The sequence below is a fragment of the Tuberibacillus sp. Marseille-P3662 genome (assembly GCF_900178005.1).
GTDB lineage: Bacteria > Bacillota > Bacilli > Bacillales > Sporolactobacillaceae > Marseille-P3662.
In genome coordinates, this window is the sequence record NZ_FXBS01000006.1 from 630183 (window position 1) to 646074 (window position 15892).

17 protein-coding genes are annotated in these 15892 nt (G+C 41.0%); 13 read left to right on the forward strand and 4 right to left on the reverse strand.

Annotated features, from left to right (window positions below; translation table 11 throughout):
- Positions 1-2 precede the first annotated feature (2 nt).
- The 12 genes from xseA to spo0A all read left to right on the forward strand — a co-directional run bounded on the left by xseA (position 3) and on the right by spo0A (position 12102).
- A complete protein-coding gene (xseA, locus tag B9Y89_RS11715; RefSeq protein ID WP_085523406.1) occupies positions 3-1355 on the forward strand; it encodes an exodeoxyribonuclease VII large subunit in 1353 nt (450 codons plus the stop codon).
- Positions 1352-1597, forward strand: a complete 246-nt coding sequence (locus B9Y89_RS11720) for an exodeoxyribonuclease VII small subunit (protein WP_085523407.1) — start codon at positions 1352-1354, stop codon at positions 1595-1597. The genes xseA and B9Y89_RS11720 overlap by 4 nt, the downstream gene beginning before the upstream one ends.
- On the forward strand, positions 1594-2481 hold the full coding sequence (locus tag B9Y89_RS11725) for a polyprenyl synthetase family protein (protein ID WP_303393580.1): 888 nt from the start codon (positions 1594-1596) through the stop codon (positions 2479-2481). Before B9Y89_RS11720 ends, B9Y89_RS11725 begins: the two co-directional genes overlap by 4 nt.
- An 85-nt stretch (positions 2482-2566) precedes the next feature.
- Positions 2567-2788, forward strand: a complete 222-nt coding sequence (locus B9Y89_RS11730) for a hypothetical protein (RefSeq protein WP_085523408.1) — start codon at positions 2567-2569, stop codon at positions 2786-2788.
- 674 nt (positions 2789-3462) lie between these two features.
- The gene (locus tag B9Y89_RS11740; RefSeq protein ID WP_085523410.1) at positions 3463-4074 is read left to right on the forward strand and encodes a CNNM metal transporter family protein; all 612 of its coding nucleotides are present in this window, start codon (positions 3463-3465) and stop codon (positions 4072-4074) included.
- A 5-nt stretch (positions 4075-4079) separates the two neighbouring features.
- Positions 4080-5981: a 1-deoxy-D-xylulose-5-phosphate synthase gene (dxs, locus tag B9Y89_RS11745; RefSeq protein ID WP_085524717.1), complete on the forward strand. Its 1902-nt coding sequence runs from the start codon at positions 4080-4082 to the stop codon at positions 5979-5981.
- A 4-nt stretch (positions 5982-5985) separates the two neighbouring features.
- Entirely contained in the window at positions 5986-6804 is an 819-nt protein-coding gene (locus B9Y89_RS11750; RefSeq protein ID WP_085523411.1) for a TlyA family RNA methyltransferase, read from the forward strand.
- An 87-nt stretch (positions 6805-6891) separates the two neighbouring features.
- The gene (recN, locus tag B9Y89_RS11755) at positions 6892-8595 is read left to right on the forward strand and encodes a DNA repair protein RecN (RefSeq protein WP_085523412.1); all 1704 of its coding nucleotides are present in this window, start codon (positions 6892-6894) and stop codon (positions 8593-8595) included.
- Between the two features lie 117 nt (positions 8596-8712).
- The gene (spoIVB, locus tag B9Y89_RS11760) at positions 8713-10014 is read left to right on the forward strand and encodes a SpoIVB peptidase (RefSeq protein WP_085523413.1); all 1302 of its coding nucleotides are present in this window, start codon (positions 8713-8715) and stop codon (positions 10012-10014) included.
- Between the two features lie 36 nt (positions 10015-10050).
- The gene (locus tag B9Y89_RS19060; protein WP_176222199.1) at positions 10051-10188 is read left to right on the forward strand and encodes a hypothetical protein; all 138 of its coding nucleotides are present in this window, start codon (positions 10051-10053) and stop codon (positions 10186-10188) included.
- Positions 10189-10480: 292 nt separating this feature from the next.
- Entirely contained in the window at positions 10481-10948 is a 468-nt protein-coding gene (locus B9Y89_RS11765; RefSeq protein WP_085523414.1) for an NUDIX hydrolase, read from the forward strand.
- 344 nt (positions 10949-11292) lie between these two features.
- Positions 11293-12102, forward strand: a complete 810-nt coding sequence (gene spo0A / locus B9Y89_RS11770) for a sporulation transcription factor Spo0A (protein ID WP_085523415.1) — start codon at positions 11293-11295, stop codon at positions 12100-12102.
- Between the two features lie 131 nt (positions 12103-12233).
- Here spo0A and B9Y89_RS11775 read toward each other — a convergent pair whose 3' ends face one another.
- Positions 12234-12785, reverse strand: a complete 552-nt coding sequence (locus B9Y89_RS11775; protein WP_085523416.1) for a DUF3231 family protein — start codon at positions 12783-12785, stop codon at positions 12234-12236.
- Positions 12786-13189: 404 nt separating this feature from the next.
- Between B9Y89_RS11775 and B9Y89_RS11780 the strand changes: the two genes are divergently transcribed.
- Positions 13190-13393, forward strand: coding sequence for a hypothetical protein (locus B9Y89_RS11780; protein ID WP_085523417.1), 204 nt, complete (start codon positions 13190-13192; stop codon positions 13391-13393).
- Positions 13394-13432: 39 nt separating this feature from the next.
- Here B9Y89_RS11780 and B9Y89_RS11785 read toward each other — a convergent pair whose 3' ends face one another.
- The 3 genes from B9Y89_RS11785 to B9Y89_RS11795 are packed head-to-tail and all read right to left on the reverse strand — an operon-like array spanning position 13433 to position 15859.
- The gene (locus tag B9Y89_RS11785; RefSeq protein ID WP_176222200.1) at positions 13433-14458 is read right to left on the reverse strand and encodes an FUSC family protein; all 1026 of its coding nucleotides are present in this window, start codon (positions 14456-14458) and stop codon (positions 13433-13435) included.
- A 29-nt stretch (positions 14459-14487) separates the two neighbouring features.
- Positions 14488-15576 carry a mechanosensitive ion channel family protein gene (locus B9Y89_RS11790; RefSeq protein WP_085523419.1) on the reverse strand — a complete coding sequence of 363 codons (1089 nt, stop codon included), beginning with the start codon at positions 15574-15576 and terminating at the stop codon, positions 14488-14490.
- Between the two features lie 40 nt (positions 15577-15616).
- Positions 15617-15859 (reverse strand): DUF2627 domain-containing protein, encoded by a 243-nt coding sequence (locus tag B9Y89_RS11795; protein WP_085523420.1) that lies wholly within the window; start codon positions 15857-15859, stop codon positions 15617-15619.
- Between the last annotated feature and the right edge of the window lie 33 nt (positions 15860-15892).

A 15892-nucleotide genomic window follows, 5' to 3' on the forward strand; every position in this document is an offset into this window, starting at 1 on the left:
TTATGGTTGAACGTCGGTACATTAGCGTTTCGGCACTGACCCGGTATGTTAAACGCCGTTTGGAAAATGATCGCCATTTGAAAGACGTCTGGCTACGTGGGGAAATTTCAAATTTTAAACATCACAGCCGCGGTCACATGTATCTGACTTTGAAAGACCAAGGGTCACGGGTTTCAGCGGTTATGTTTGCAAGAAATAACCGGAGGCTCCCATTCAAGCCTGAGAACGGTATGAAGGTTCTTGTTCATGGTGATGTATCGGTGTATGAACCTTACGGGCAATATCAATTTTATATTAAAGACATGCAGCAGGACGGGATTGGCAATTTATATCTGGCCTTTGAACAGTTAAAAAAGAAATTGCAAACGGAAGGTTTGTTTGATCCAGCTTTGAAACAACCTTTACCATCGTATCCCAAAGAAATTGCTGTCGTAACATCTCCAACGGGTGCTGCCATACGCGATATGTTTTCGACTATTAAACGCCGGTTTCCCGCTGCCCGGATAACAGTTTTTCCCGTCCATGTCCAAGGGGAGTATGCCGCTCCATCAATTGTTCAAGCGATTGCGAAAATCAATCAATTAGGATGCGCCGACGTTATTATTATGGGAAGAGGCGGGGGATCCATTGAAGAATTATGGGCATTTAATGAAGAAAGTGTGGCAAGGGCGATTTATCAATCGTTACTCCCCATTATTTCCGCCGTCGGGCATGAGACAGATTATACGATTGCCGATTTCGTCAGCGATGTCCGGGCAGCGACACCGACAGGAGCCGGTGAACTCGTTGTCCCACATATACAGGATATTCAGGAACGGATCAATGACCGTGTTAACCGCTTATTCACAGCTATGAATCAAAAAATCAGCCGGGAAAAGGAACGACTGATCCGCTTAAGACAATCTTATGCTTTTAAATATCCGACTCAATTGGTCAGACAAAAAGAACAAGATCTGGATCATTCCATGGAACGGTTGCTTTTACACACAAGGAATCATGTTAGAAGCAACCGGGAGGCGCTGAACCGTTCTGAACAGTTAATTAACAAACATCACCCAGAAGAGCAAATCAAGCATTTACGGGGAACCCTACAACAATATATGAATCGGCTAAACCGTAATATGAAAGTGATTCAACAGACAAAAGCGACAGAACTGAATAATCATATCCGGCAATTACAAGCGTACAGTCCGCTTAATGTGATGGCACGTGGGTTCACACTAACTTATAATGAAAATGACGACCTAGTTAAGAGCGTGAAAAAGATTGCGCCTGGACAAGCTGTTCGTGTGAAATTTCAAGACGGTATGGCTGACTGCCAAGTATGGGGCATAGAAGAGGAGGATGATTCATGAGTGATGAAAACCAAAAAACATTAACATTTGAACAATCGATGGATAAGCTTGAAACTATCGTTCAAAAACTTGAAGAAAATGATGTCCCTTTGGAAGAAGCGATTCAATTGTTTCAAGAAGGGATGACGCTATCAAAACAATGCCATCTTCGCTTGGAAAAAGTTGAAAAGCAAATGGATCAAATCCTTAAGGATGATGGGCGTATGGAGCCATTCAATGTTCAGGGAGACGAAGCACAGTGACACAATCATTATCTGTTTTTTTAAGACAAGAGCGAGATACAGTGAATACGAACTTAATCGCCTTTGTACAAAGCATGAACGCTCCACAGTTTTTAAAGGATGCAATTATTTATTCAATTAAAGCCGGGGGCAAACGGTTACGCCCGATTCTTCTATTGGCTGTGATTGAGGCGTTTGGTAAAGACCGTGATTTAGGCTTCGCCCCGGCGTGCGCTTTAGAAATGATTCATACTTACTCTTTGATTCACGATGACTTGCCAGCCATGGATGACGATGACTTAAGACGGGGTCAACCGACCAACCATAAGATGTTTGGTGAAGCAACGGCAACCCTAGCTGGAGATGCTTTGTTAACCTATAGTTTTGAATGTCTGGCTAACGAAGACCAATTATCACCGATCCTCAGAACCCAACTCGTATCGGGATTGGCCCATGCCGCGGGACCTGCTGGTATGGTTGGTGGACAATCCGATGATTTATCCGCAGAAGGCAGGGTGCTAACTTTAGAAGAGCTTGAAAGCATTCACCAACGAAAAACCGGACGCTTGCTTGCTTTTGCTGTTGAGGCCGGTGCCAAAATTGCCGGCGCCGCTTATGAGCAACAAAAGGCGTTGATGTCGTATGCTCGTTATATTGGGCTCGCCTTCCAGATTCGGGATGATATTCTGGATGTTGAGGGTGAAGAAGGTACCTTAGGAAAATCAGTTGGTAGTGATGTGACCAACGAAAAAAGCACGTATCCGAAATTGTTAGGACTTGAAGAAACGAAAATTAAGTTAGATCACTATATTGAGAAAGCCCTTCATAGTCTCCAAGAGGCGAATGTCCCTTTTCCTAGGCGATTACAGGAATTAGCGTATTATATCGTTGAAAGAGATTATTAAAATAAGTGAAATGACTCATTCCTCTGTATATGTTTTTGTTCTAGATATCAAACTAAGAACAAACATGAAACGGAGGGATTTTATTATGTACAATCCGAGACAATGGCAAATCGAAAACTTGAAAAAGTCAGGGGTTCCTGCCGATCTCTTTGATGATGTCATCATTTCTGATTATGAACCCTATCCGGGACATCTTAATAAAGTGAAACAATCGTCACATGCCTTATCGGATGTTGAAGAACTGTCTACTCAAGAGAAGTCGGATTCGAAAAGCTGGCAACAGCGGAACAATGACGATTGGGCTTAACTTATAGTGCATTGAAACTGGATAGTAAGTATGATATAATAATCACAGAATGCCAAGGTGGTGCAGTATTCTAGTCAGCCAACCGTTTTTGAAGGCGGGCCTAAAAATCCGCCAAAGGGCACATCGATGAAGTTCCTGATTTTGGCTTGGAGCGCCCAGCTTTGGGTCAATATTGGGAGTAAAGAATGTAGGGCGATCCACAAGGGCATGTGGGCGATGACCCTGCATTCGCGGAGACTCAGAGCAGCTTGTAGCTGTTTTGAGGAAAACCTGATGATGGCCGTCTGATTAGACGTCACCTGTCAGTGTAGCCTGCCTTGAGTGGGGATGAGGGGATTATGACTTTATAGGCACACCGTGTTTGGCCGACTGGTTGTGGCTAATGTCATATGAAATTATCGCTGCAAAAGAGGCTAAGAAACGGCTTGGACTGTTGAGGAAAACTCCTAGACTGTTCATTTAATGACATTTAAAGGGGATTGTAGTGCGGACTAAGTGGTGATCCAGTTCAACGCTTGGTGACAACGTTGGTTAGGCTTTAAATGGAAACTACCGGGACGGCGACGTCTGGGCAGCCTTTCGGGAAAACCTACTGGACCTAAGCCGCAGCGTTTACCCTTTAAGTGACCACCGTTTTATTCCTATCTTTTACATATAATAAGGAAACGATTAGGATGAAGATTAATATAAAGAAATCCATAAAATGGAGTTTAGGAATAGCCGTTATCACGCTCGTGTTAGCGGCTCTTTTTTCGATAATCTCCAATGGCCTTTTAAGTGGTCTTTCATGGTATGCCGGTGTTGTTATCGTATTGGCCATTGTCATAACGGGCATTTGTTTTGATATTATTGGCGTAGCGGCCACTGCCTCTGATGAAAAACCATTTCATGCTATGGCTGCGGATAAAGTTCCAGGGGCCAAACATGCTATTATGATTGCCAGGAATGCCGATAGATTTGCGAGTTTTTGTAATGATGTGATTGGTGATATCTCGGGTGTTGTCAGCGGGACGGCTTCAGCCGTTGTTGTCTTAGATTTGGTCATTTCGCTCGGACAGGGAGAAGGGTCATTTCTCTATAGCCTTATATCAGTTATTTTCGCGTCTCTGGTAGCGGCCTTAACGGTTGCTGGGAAGGCTTTTGGCAAAACAATTGCTATTAGTAATGCCACGAAAATTATCCATTATGTGGGTCGATTATTATACTTCTTTGAGACCCGGTTCCGTGTTAAAATTATTAATACCAAAAAAAAGAAGGTCACGAATCGTAACGTCAAAGGTGAGTGATGACATTGGATTTAGAATCCATACAAAATCCTGATTTTTTAAAGACCTATTCGGTTAAAGACATGGAGGCACTAGCCCAAGATATCCGGCAATTTTTAATTGAAAAATTGTCAGTGACGGGGGGGCATTTAGGTCCTAACCTTGGTGTCGTTGAATTAACTTTAACGCTGCACAAACTATTTGATAGTCCTAAGGACAAAATTATTTGGGATGTCGGACATCAATCTTATGTTCATAAAATATTGACTGGCCGATCTAATCAATTTGACGGCATCCGTCAATTCCATGGTATGTGCGGATTTCCGAAGCGGCGTGAAAGTGAACATGACGTTTGGGAAACGGGACATAGTTCAACATCTCTTTCGGCTGCGATGGGAATGGCAACTGCTCGAGACATCAAAGGGACAGATGATCATGTGATAGCAGTCATCGGTGATGGTGCGTTGACCGGCGGCATGGCATTGGAAGCGCTCAATCACATTGGGCACGAACAAACTGATATGACAATTATTTTAAATGATAATGAAATGTCAATCGCCCCCAATGTTGGCGCCCTTAATAATATGTTAGGACGTTTGCGAACGGCTGGGAAATATCAACGTGTCAAAGACGACGTTGAATTGATTATGAAAAAAATCCCTGCTTTTGGAAGCCGGTTGGCATCGGCGGCTGAACGTGTCAAAGATACTTTTAAATACATGTTTGTTTCAGGAATGTTTTTTGAAGAATTAGGCTATACGTACTTGGGTCCGGTGAATGGTCATGATTTTGAAGATCTTCATACGAGTATCCAATATGCCAAAAAGACAAAGGGGCCGACAATTGTTCATGTCTCGACGCAGAAAGGTAAAGGCTACAAACCAGCCGAGACGGATTCTGTAGGAACATGGCATGGTCCCGGACCTTATAAAATTGAATCCGGTGACTTTATCAAACCAGTTGATCCGCCGCCTGCTTACAGTCAAGTGACAAGCGATACAATTGAAGCCTTGGCTCATGAAGATGATCGTATTGTGGTCATTACGCCTGCCATGACAGTGGGGTCAAAACTTGAAAAGTTCCGAAAAGCATTTCCTGATCGGCTGTTTGATGTTGGCATTGCTGAACAGCATGCGACAACGATGGCAGCGGGTCTAGCGACACAAGCAATGAAACCCGTTGTTTCGATTTATTCAACATTTATGCAAAGGGCTTATGACCAATTAGTGCATGATGTCTGCCGCCAGAACTTAAATGTGTTCTTTACTGTGGATCGTAGTGGTTTAGTAGGGGCTGATGGTGAAACCCATCAAGGTGTATTCGATGTTGCCTTTTTACGCAGTCTCCCTAACATGGTCATCATGATGGGTAAAGATGAAAACGAGCTGCGCCAGCTTGTTAATACAGGCATTCAATATGATGAAGGTCCGATTGCTTTAAGATTACCAAGAGGTAATGGTCTCGGTGTGCCAATGGACAATGATTTACAAACGTTTCCCATTGGGCAGTGGGAAACGCTACGTGAGGGTACGGATCTTGCCATACTCTCCTTTGGTCCAATGCTGCAAACCGCTTTAACTGCTGCCAAGCAACTGCAATCTGAAGGTGTATCAGCCAGAGTCATTAACGCACGATTTATCAAGCCTTTGGATGAACAGATGTTGCAGGGCTTAGCTGAAACAGGGATGCCGGTACTGACGGTTGAAGAAAGCATTTTACAAGGTGGTTTTGGCAGTGCTGTGCTGGAATACTTTCATCAACATGGCTACCATCATCAACAAGTAAAGAACATGGGAATTCCTGACCGGTATATTGAACATGGCAATGTCAAAGATCTACTTAAGGAAATTGGCTTAACGGATCAAGACATTGTTCGCGAAGCCAAATGGCTGCTTCCGAAAACTCAGGAAACAAAGAAGGCGCACTAAGTCAATGAAAGAACGTATTGATGTCATACTCGTTAACCAAGGATATTTTGATTCGAGAGAGCAAGCTAAACGCGCGGTCATGGCCGGTCTTGTTTTCTCTGGATCAGAACGCATTGACAAGCCCGGAAGCAAGATTGATGCCAATACTCTCTTAAGGGTTAAAGGCCAATCAATCCCTTATGTTGGTCGGGGTGGTCTGAAACTTGAAAAAGCACTTGACGTTTTTGATTTAACGGTGAAAGATCATCGAATGCTTGATATCGGATCATCGACAGGTGGTTTTACCGACTGTGCGCTGCAGAATGGTGCTGCACTTGTTTATGCATTAGATGTCGGCTATAATCAATTGGCGTGGAAGCTGCGCCAGGATGAGCGTGTGGTTGTTATGGAACGGACAAACTTCCGTTATAGCACACCGGATGATTTCATTTGTGGTACTCCATCTAGGGCAACGATTGACGTATCCTTTATCTCTTTAAAAATGATCTTCCCAGTTTTAGATGCTATATTAACTCCTGATGGTGAAGGAATTGCTCTGATTAAACCTCAGTTTGAGGCTGGGCGTGATGAGGTCGGTAAAAAGGGGATCGTTCGGGACCCTGGTGTACATTTGGATGTGATTAAGGATATTGTCACGTTTATGAAGGAAACGGGGTTTAGTGTACTTAGTCTAGATTCGTCTCCGGTCACTGGTGGAGACGGTAATATTGAATTCCTATGCCATTTTAAACGTCATGGGCAAGAGGATGCAGAGATCGTCCCTAGTGAAGCAGATATAAGACATATTGTTGAAAAAGCCCACCAACGTCTGAAGCAGCGATAATCGTTGCTTCTTTTTGTATGGGTTGACGATTGGCATGATTAAGCTAATATAGGATTAGGAACATTCGTTTCGGAAAGGATGGTTGCCATGCTCGCCGAATTACATATCGAAAATTTTGCTATTATTGATGAAGTCCATTTAACCTTTGAGAAGGGGTTGACGGTTTTAACTGGGGAAACGGGTGCGGGAAAATCCATTATTTTGGATGCGATTCATCTGCTTCTTGGGGCCAGAGGTTCAGTGGAATACGTCCGTCATGAAGCTAATAAGACGGATATCGAAGCGCTGTTTCACATCGGAGATGATCATCCTAGTCATCAGGGATTGGATGAACTAGGGATTGAGATTGAAGAAGGCATTTTAATTATCCGGAGAACCATTTCGAAAAATGGTAAAAGCACGTGTCGCATCAATGGAAAACTCGTGACATTGGCTCATGTACGAACAGTTGGTCAATATTTAGTTGATATTCACGGTCAGCACGAACATCAAGAATTGATGCAATCCGACAAACATATCCTGATGCTTGACAGATTTGGCGGTGAACCTCTTAAAGAGGCTAAAACTTCTTATAAGGTGCATTATGATGAAGCTAAGGCTATTCAGACAAGAATACAGACCTTACAGGAAAATGAACAGCATGTTGCACAACGATTAGATTTATTAGCTTATCAAATCAATGAAATTGGTGAGGCTGAATTGACGGTTGGTGAGGAAGAAGATCTTCTCGAAGAACGGACAAAATTGGCTAACTTTGAACGCTTGTATCAAGGCCTTAACCAGAGTTATGACGCAATTAACAGTGACAATAAAGGGTTGGATTGGCTTAGACAGGCTATGAACGAATTAGAAGATGTTCAGGAGCTTGATAAAGGATTAAAATCCGTGTACGAACAGGTTGCTAACAGTTTTTATATTCTTGAAGAACAGGCCTTTTATCTTCGCGATCAATTGGACACAATGGAATATCAGCCGGAAAAGTTGGAAATGATTGAAACAAGACTTAATGATATTCAAATGCTTAAACGAAAGTATGGCTCAACGATTAGTGATATTCTCGAGCACTTTGACAATATACAAAAAGAGTATGATGAATTAAAGCATCGCGATGTAACTTTAGATGGGTTGCAACATGATTATCAAGTCGCGATGGATAAACTCAGAGAAAAGGCTGATCGCCTTCATAACCTTAGGTTAGAGACGGCAGACAGTCTCGCTCAAAATATTAATCAGGAATTAAACGACTTATACATGGAAAAAGCCGTATTTGATATTTCAGTACGGCAATCAGATCAAATCGAACGAATAGAAGGTTATGGAGCAAACGGGGCTGATCATGTTCAGTTTTTGATTGCTAGTAATCCTGGCGAACCGCTGAAACCACTGGCAAAGATCGCTTCAGGCGGAGAGTTGTCCCGGATTATGTTAGCGATTAAATCACGTTTTAAATCATTTCAGAATGTCACCTCCATCATTTTTGATGAAGTCGATACGGGTGTCAGTGGCCGTGTAGCGCAAGCCATGGCAGAGAAAATATACGGTCTGTCAGCGTCTTCGCAAATTTTTTGTATTACGCATTTACCACAAGTTGCTGCGATGGCTGATCACCATCTATATATATCTAAACAAACCGATAATGAACGGACAGCGACGAAGGTCGATACCTTAACGGCAGGCGAGACCGCACAAGAAATCGGACGTATGATCTCAGGGGCAGAAATGACCAATTTAACCATGCAGCATGCCGAAGAATTGCTTGATCTTGCTGAGGAAATGAAATCAGGCTCATGAAAAGCTATCCACTCTTGGATAGCTTTTTCGTTACAAATAGTTATAATTCAGGCCACGGAAGGTAACCTTATAAATGCGGTGATAAAAGGTGTGGGTTAGGAGCGAGGAGAGTGAAATATGAGGCGTTCGGACTTCTTTAGAAAGGTGACAGGCATGATTCTCCTTGGCTTCTTATTGAGCCTTGGATTTTTTCAACCCATTAAAGAATATTTCCATATACCCCAAGAAATAACACTTTTTAATAGTGAGTCTTCAACGCTCGCTTCAAGTATACCGGCATCGGCCAACCTTGATGTTACTGATCAGAACATTGCGGCTGCATCAGCAACAAAGGATCAAGTTCAAATGACGGGAAAAAAGACAGGGGACACTGAGATGACTGTATCAGTCGGTAACGTTCCTGTAAAAAAAGTCGATGTGAAAGTGTCACCTGATTTAAAATTGGTTCCAGGAGGGCAATCAGTCGGTGTACAACTTAGTTCGAAGGGTGTCATGGTTGTAGGATTTCATTTAATTAAAACCCAGCAAGGTGAAAAATCACCCGGCGAAAAAGCAGGTATACAAGTCGGGGACATCATTACTAAAATCAATGGCAATCAAATTGAAAGCATGTCAGACGTTAAAAAGTATGTGAGGCAATCTGGTGAATCAGGCGAACCACTCAAATTAACGGTCAAGCGTCATGACAAGGTTGTTAAGAAGGAACTGCAACCTGTTAAGGATAAACAAAGTCAGAAGTACCGAATTGGTATCTATATTCGTGATTCGGCAGCAGGGATTGGTACGTTAACCTTCTACGATCCCAAATCCGGAAAATATGGCGCTCTCGGTCACGTGATTTCAGATATGGATACGAAGGAACCGATTGTCGCCGATGATGGAAAAATTGTTAAGTCTGAAATAACCGCGATTGATAAAGGCGAAGATGGTCAACCAGGAGAAAAAATTGCTCAGATTAAGTCAGATGGTAAGGCTATAGGTAATATTACTAAAAATACACCATTTGGTATTTATGGTGAACTCAATCAAGAACTTAAGAAAAGCCAATTCAATAAGCCAATGCCAATTGCCTTACCGAAGGAAGTTAAAGAGGGTCCGGCAAAAATATTAACGGTTATAGACGGAAATAAAATTCAGGCTTTTGATGTTAAAGTCGTGAACTCCATCTCGCAGAAATTCCCTGCAACCAAAGGCATGGTGATCAAAATCACTGATCCTAAATTATTGGATAAAACCGGCGGTATTGTTCAGGGGATGAGCGGCAGTCCGATTATTCAAGATGGAAAAATAATTGGCGCTGTGACTCACGTTTTCGTTAATGACAGTACTCAAGGCTATGGCGTTCATATCGAATGGATGCTGAAAGAGGCGGGTATTGACATTTATAAAGATGATCAAGGCAGAAAAGAAGCGAGCTGATCCAAGCTCCTTCTTTTTTTTGCTATCTGGTTTTGAATGATAAAAATTATTGGAACGATTGACGCTTATTTTGGAACGGTTCGGGTTGAATCTGGAACGGTGAATGCCCGTTTTGGAACGGTCAAGGCTCAATTTGGAACGATGAAAACATTCCTAGGAACGACCGGTTTTTGAACGCCAGCCGTCAAATAAGCAACGCTCAAGAACAAAAGGGATAAAATATGGAGAACTTTTGGGACGCATTTTGCGTCTTTTTTTAATGTGAAATTGCCGACGATGCCTTGGCAGGGATCTACAATATGAGTGGAGAAGTTGGTTGAAGCATGATATTGATTTAGAGCAGTGCTTTCACTTAAAAGAAGCTATAAACGAAAACGAAAAGAAATATAAATAGAGGGGATATTGAATTGTTGAGGCATAGAGAAGTTAATTGAAGCAGGAGTTTAGCAGGGGAGGAAGAACAAACATGGATGCCGTATTTGAAACTGAACAATCAATTTTTAATTATCGTGTAGCAGGAGTTTGGATAGAAGGGGATCATGTATTGTTACATAAGGCAGTAGACGATGATCATTGGGCACTTCCTGGGGGCAGAGTCAAAATTGCCGAAGAATCTGAAACAAGTATTAAAAGAGAAATGGTTGAAGAACTTGGCATCGAAGTTAAGGTTAATCATACCATTTGGATCATTGAAAACTTCTTTAACTTCGGTTCAAGAGACTATCACGAAATTGGATTTTATTATAACATTTCACCGGTTGATCGTTCATCTCACCTTACAACCGATGCTTTTTACGGACTTGAGGGAGAACGGCTCATTTATCAATGGGTCCCCATTGAAGAACTGAACAATCTTATCTTATATCCCGTCTTTTTAACAGCAGCTTTAAAAGACATACCTACGCATACGGAACATTTGGTTGTTAGACAATAAATTCAAACGATGTTTGGAGGATTAAAATAAATATTGCTCATTTTTATCCTTTTCTAGAAAACTCGAATGTAACGGATAAAAATGGCGTTAATTGGCTACTTTATTATCAAAAATAGTAGTTCAAAAGTGACCTATTTGATAAGAGCGAGTTAAGGGTTTAGCTCGCTCTTTAAGATTTTTCGACAAGCGTGTTGATTATTGACTCTATTCGTCGAAAAAACGAGTATTTGGGAGAAAACAAGAGTAAAATCGAAAAAACCTAGAAATTTTGAAAAACAGAAAAGGAATTCTTTTATTTTTGTCGAAACTGTATTATGGGAAAATAAGCTTGAGGAGGAACTGCATTGGAAAAAATTAAAGTGGTTTTAACGGATGATAATCAGGAACTCACAACGTTGATTCAAGAGTATATGTCCACACAGGAAGATATTGAAATTGTTGGAACAGCCTTTAATGGGCAAGAATGTCTGTCCGTTATACAAGACACGAAACCAGATGTTCTTGTATTAGATATTATTATGCCTCATTTGGACGGTCTCGGAGTTTTGGAACATATCCGTAGTGATGGATCAATGCCGCAGCCGAATATTATTATGTTAACGGCGTTTGGACAAGAAGATGTGACTAAAAAAGCGGTTGAGTTTGGGGCTTCTTATTTTATTTTAAAGCCATTTGACATGGAAAACTTGGCGAATAACATTCGGCAGGTCAACGGGAATAAGACACCGTTAATGCAAACGGGTCGCAGTGTTGCCGAAAGCATGGTACAGGGAACGAATGTTGAATCTAAGCCAAAAACCCAAAATCTCGACGCCAGCATCACAAATATTATTCACGAAATCGGTGTTCCAGCGCATATTAAAGGCTATATGTATTTACGTGAAGCGATTTCCATGGTTTATAAAGACATTGAGTTACTAGGTTCCATTACTAAAGTCCTTTATCCAGATATTGCGAAAAAGTACAAAACGACATCAAGCCGCGTCGAACGCGCGATTCGTCACGCTATTGAAGTAGCATGGAGTCGCGGCAACATCGAATCGATCTCGAAAATGTTCGGCTATACGGTTTCCATGTCGAAGGCGAAACCTACAAACAGTGAATTTATTGCGATGGTCGCTGACAAACTGAGGATTGAACATAAGGCGGTATAACTCATAGAATCTTACATAAATGACTATTGAAGCAAAGCACTTTATGGCAGAGTTCAGAGCTCTGCCTTTCCTTGAGTTAAACGAATGTATGTAGCAGGATTATAAAAAGCGATAGATGTCGCTGCGACTTTTTAATGATCATTAGGCATACCTGGTGGATAATAGTGGGGTGGAACCTTTATCCAGCCTCGCTTACGCATGAACACTTTCATTTCCGCACCGAATACAGCTTTTTCAGCTTGAAACTCCATAAACATGAGTGAAACATCACTTCTTATGGCTTGGGTAGATGCTGTAGCGCATAATGTCGTTGCATAAGCTGTTTTTATTGAAATACCGTTTGCAATTTCATCGTCCGTTAATTTGACACCTAAAGGAATGTCTTTTGGGTTGGAATCTGGCTTGTTTTCTGGCATTGGCGGTAAAGTGACGCCTTCTTTTAGCATGAAATTTTCTATCCGCTTTGTTTGTGTTTGACATTCTTTTTTACTTTTTTGAAGAACCTGCCTCAGTTCATCATCTGTGGTCGTATTTAGGGCTGCTTTCATATACATTTCCGCTTCATTAATAGTTGTATAATAAAACCAACAATAATAAACTTCACCTACATGTAAGGGTTGCTTGGGTTCATTGTCAACAAGGGTTTTCATTGTCTTCAAAGCCGCTTCAATTGGATTAGCCATGCTTAAGCCTCCGTACATTTTAAAAAATTTTTTCGCTGTGTACGATATTCGTGTTAGATTGGAAAGATGCTTTAACGTTTCTTTCTGATCGTGTTAATAATCCAAAGCGTTTGTAGAAACGAGGCAATCATTGCTATTGCTGTTTGGACGACGTTTAGTTTTCTGTTTTGTTGTCTATTTGTAAACAATTTTATCACCAATAACACCTTCCTTGCCGTTATACCTAAAATTAGTTTGCCCATACTGTTTATCGAAATATGCAAATTTATCATGGCGTTTGTTTTTCGTTTTACAAATCGCTATGACTTTATGGAGCCAAAAAACTTGAAATCACGCCTATAACCTTTTATCATCATACTCAATGAGCCACATTTACTTGATGTTTTTGATAGGAGGAAGAAACAATGGAAGATAAAATAGCAATAACTTCTGGTGATGTTGAAATAATATATAATATGGCGACAACGTTGTTTCAGGCGTTATCTATGGGTGAAACCTTGACTTCTGAAGAGCAGGAGTTATTGAGAAAATTATTTGACAGCGTTAGCGAAGAAGAGCAACAAGAGTTAGAGTCTACATATGATCAGGTTGTGAACTATTTCAGATAAATAATTAAAAGGGCTTGGATGATCATCCAAGCCCTTTTATTAGGAATTTCTATGTTTCTGTGCTTTATTCTGGAGTTCCTCGATCACGTCATGCAAAGACAGCAATTCATATAAAAGTACCAGGCGCTCAGAAAAATGGTGTCTGTATAGGTCACTCTGCGTACAATTTTCATGTTCTCGAATATGAACAAAAAGATCATCCAATTGTTCGACCAAGACATAGTGCTTGTCGGATATGCCTTCGCCAAGATTTTGATAGATTTCGCCAAGGGAACATCCAACTTTTTTAATTAATGCTTTCTCAGATTCAGTGTAAGCATCTTCAGGCAAATCAATATAGATCATGTTACCTATGTGGTACATGACTTTTTGTAATTGTTCAAGGATGCGCTGATCACGATTCAATGTGTACAATTCTTCAGTAGAGCGGCGATGAAAACGGGTTTCATTCTGCTGGTAGCGAACGAGACGAAAGGCGCGCTCCAAATCATGATTTAAATTTTGGTATTTCGTCATCGTTTGTTCACATTGACCCAGTTCATTCGTGAAATATCGATTAAGAATATCGCCCGTCTCATAGTAGATGGTTGTAATTGACTTTTGAATCATTTGCAAGTACTTTGGTGGCAAAATAAAGTAATTAATCAGTGTGGCCACTGTTATCCCCGTTAATGTCGTAGCGAGACGAATCATAAACGAATCTAAGTAATTCCCATAAGTTTCCGGAATCATGGCGACAGCCGTTAATACAGCTACGATCATACCAACGTGCAATTTCAAGATATGACAGGTGATTAAGGTTAAACAAGCTGCTAATGTATAGGTTATGGCATGTTCTTGTAGAATGAATTCAAAAAACATTGCATAAGCAGCACCGATTGCTGATGCCGGGAATCGTATAAGTCCTTTTTTTATGGAGTCCGCGGATGTAGGCTCAATTGATACGATTGCAGCAACAACCGCGAACATAGGTGGCCAATGCAGCCATTCACAGATATAGGCTGTAATTAACGCAGCAAGACACGTTTTTATAATACGATTACCGATCCAATGACTGACATTCATTCGTTTCCATCTCCAAAACTTGGTGTTCATTAATGATCGCGTTGACCTTCCTGACTAGGGTGCTCTTGGTAAAAAATATCTTGAGACGGCAAAGCCAATTTCACGCCATTCCTATCAAGAATGGCCATAATCTTAAGATTAATATCTTCTCGGACACTTAACCATTTGTCCCAATTGGTGCTTTTAGTAAAAAAGTACAATAATATATCGTGACTTGATGGATTAAACTCGTAAAAATGGACATAAAACTCTGGGTCAATATCATCATGATCATGAAGCAGACTGCGTATATCGTCTGAACATTGCTTAATTAACTGTGGTTCCGTGTGGTAGTGGAGGCGCAAATGAAAATAAATTTGCCGCTTCCCCATTCGCGACCAGTTAGTAATAGGATCATTGGCTAATGTAGAATTTGGAACTGTTACTAAGGATTGTTCGAAGGTCCTCACTTTTGTTGAACGAAAATTAATATCTTCAATAATCCCTTGGACTGAGGGTGTTTCAATCCAATCGCCGATTGTAAATGGTGTTTCCGTGATAATGATAATACCGCCGAACATATTGCTTAAAGTATCCTTAGCTGCTAAAGCGATGGCTAATCCGCCGAGCCCCATTCCAGCCACTAATCCGTTAATGGGATATCCCCACTCATACGCAATGATGGTAATTACAAGGACAATAATGGTTAATTTAGACACCTTTGTAATAAACGGTGTGACAATTTGATCAAATTTAAAATTGTATTTGGTTTTGACACGATAGAAAATGTCATGAACGGATGTGTCAGCCAAATTATAGAGTCCCCAACCGACCAGTCCGATCAAGATGGTTCGAAACAAGTGGGAAATCAACATGTCAATATCAGCCGAAAAAGGAAGATAGGTTAATGAAAAATAAATGCCCAGCCATTTAAATGCAAAATTTAATGGACGGTGAAAAGCGGTCAGTATCCTGTTATCCCAATCGGTTTTTGTACGTGTTGTTAGGTTCGTAAAAAATTTAAGAAAAACCTTTGAGATAGGTGCGCTTAAAAACCAAAATAAGATAAAAATGAGGACGGCGATACCGATATTGACGAAATTAAATGACTGAAACCAATTTACAAGATCGTCGATCATACCAAAACTCCATTCAAGTAGCGAAATGAAGCCGCAACATTTAGCGGCCTTTATTTTTATAACGTTTAGAAACATAGTTGCGTTTTCGGTCACGGTACAAAATCCAACCAGCAACGAACGCGATCCCTACTATGAATACAATGAACCCGACTAGAAATTGCAACCATAAAAAAGGGTAGGGAACGTTTAATAAGTTAAATAGGGTATCACGCATTAATTTAACGCCATAAACAGCAAGGATACCGGGAAAAACTAAAATAATCAAGGCCATCAATCGGGTCATAAACAGTCACCTATTTTCTCAGACTCTAGTTGT

Coding starts and splice junctions, on each gene's coding strand:
- recN (WP_085523412.1), top strand. CDS start 6,892: ATGCTCGCCGAATTACATATCGAAAATTTTGCTATTATTGATGAAGTC.
- B9Y89_RS11785 (WP_176222200.1), bottom strand. CDS start 14,458: ATGAATGTCAGTCATTGGATCGGTAATCGTATTATAAAAACGTGTCTT.
- B9Y89_RS11740 (WP_085523410.1), top strand. CDS start 3,463: ATGAAGATTAATATAAAGAAATCCATAAAATGGAGTTTAGGAATAGCC.
- B9Y89_RS11750 (WP_085523411.1), top strand. CDS start 5,986: ATGAAAGAACGTATTGATGTCATACTCGTTAACCAAGGATATTTTGAT.
- B9Y89_RS19060 (WP_176222199.1), top strand. CDS start 10,051: ATGATAAAAATTATTGGAACGATTGACGCTTATTTTGGAACGGTTCGG.
- B9Y89_RS11780 (WP_085523417.1), top strand. CDS start 13,190: ATGGAAGATAAAATAGCAATAACTTCTGGTGATGTTGAAATAATATAT.
- xseA (WP_085523406.1), top strand. CDS start 3: ATGGTTGAACGTCGGTACATTAGCGTTTCGGCACTGACCCGGTATGTT.
- spoIVB (WP_085523413.1), top strand. CDS start 8,713: ATGAGGCGTTCGGACTTCTTTAGAAAGGTGACAGGCATGATTCTCCTT.
- B9Y89_RS11730 (WP_085523408.1), top strand. CDS start 2,567: ATGTACAATCCGAGACAATGGCAAATCGAAAACTTGAAAAAGTCAGGG.
- B9Y89_RS11775 (WP_085523416.1), bottom strand. CDS start 12,785: ATGGCTAATCCAATTGAAGCGGCTTTGAAGACAATGAAAACCCTTGTT.
- B9Y89_RS11765 (WP_085523414.1), top strand. CDS start 10,481: ATGGATGCCGTATTTGAAACTGAACAATCAATTTTTAATTATCGTGTA.
- B9Y89_RS11790 (WP_085523419.1), bottom strand. CDS start 15,576: ATGATCGACGATCTTGTAAATTGGTTTCAGTCATTTAATTTCGTCAAT.
- B9Y89_RS11795 (WP_085523420.1), bottom strand. CDS start 15,859: ATGACCCGATTGATGGCCTTGATTATTTTAGTTTTTCCCGGTATCCTT.
- B9Y89_RS11720 (WP_085523407.1), top strand. CDS start 1,352: ATGAGTGATGAAAACCAAAAAACATTAACATTTGAACAATCGATGGAT.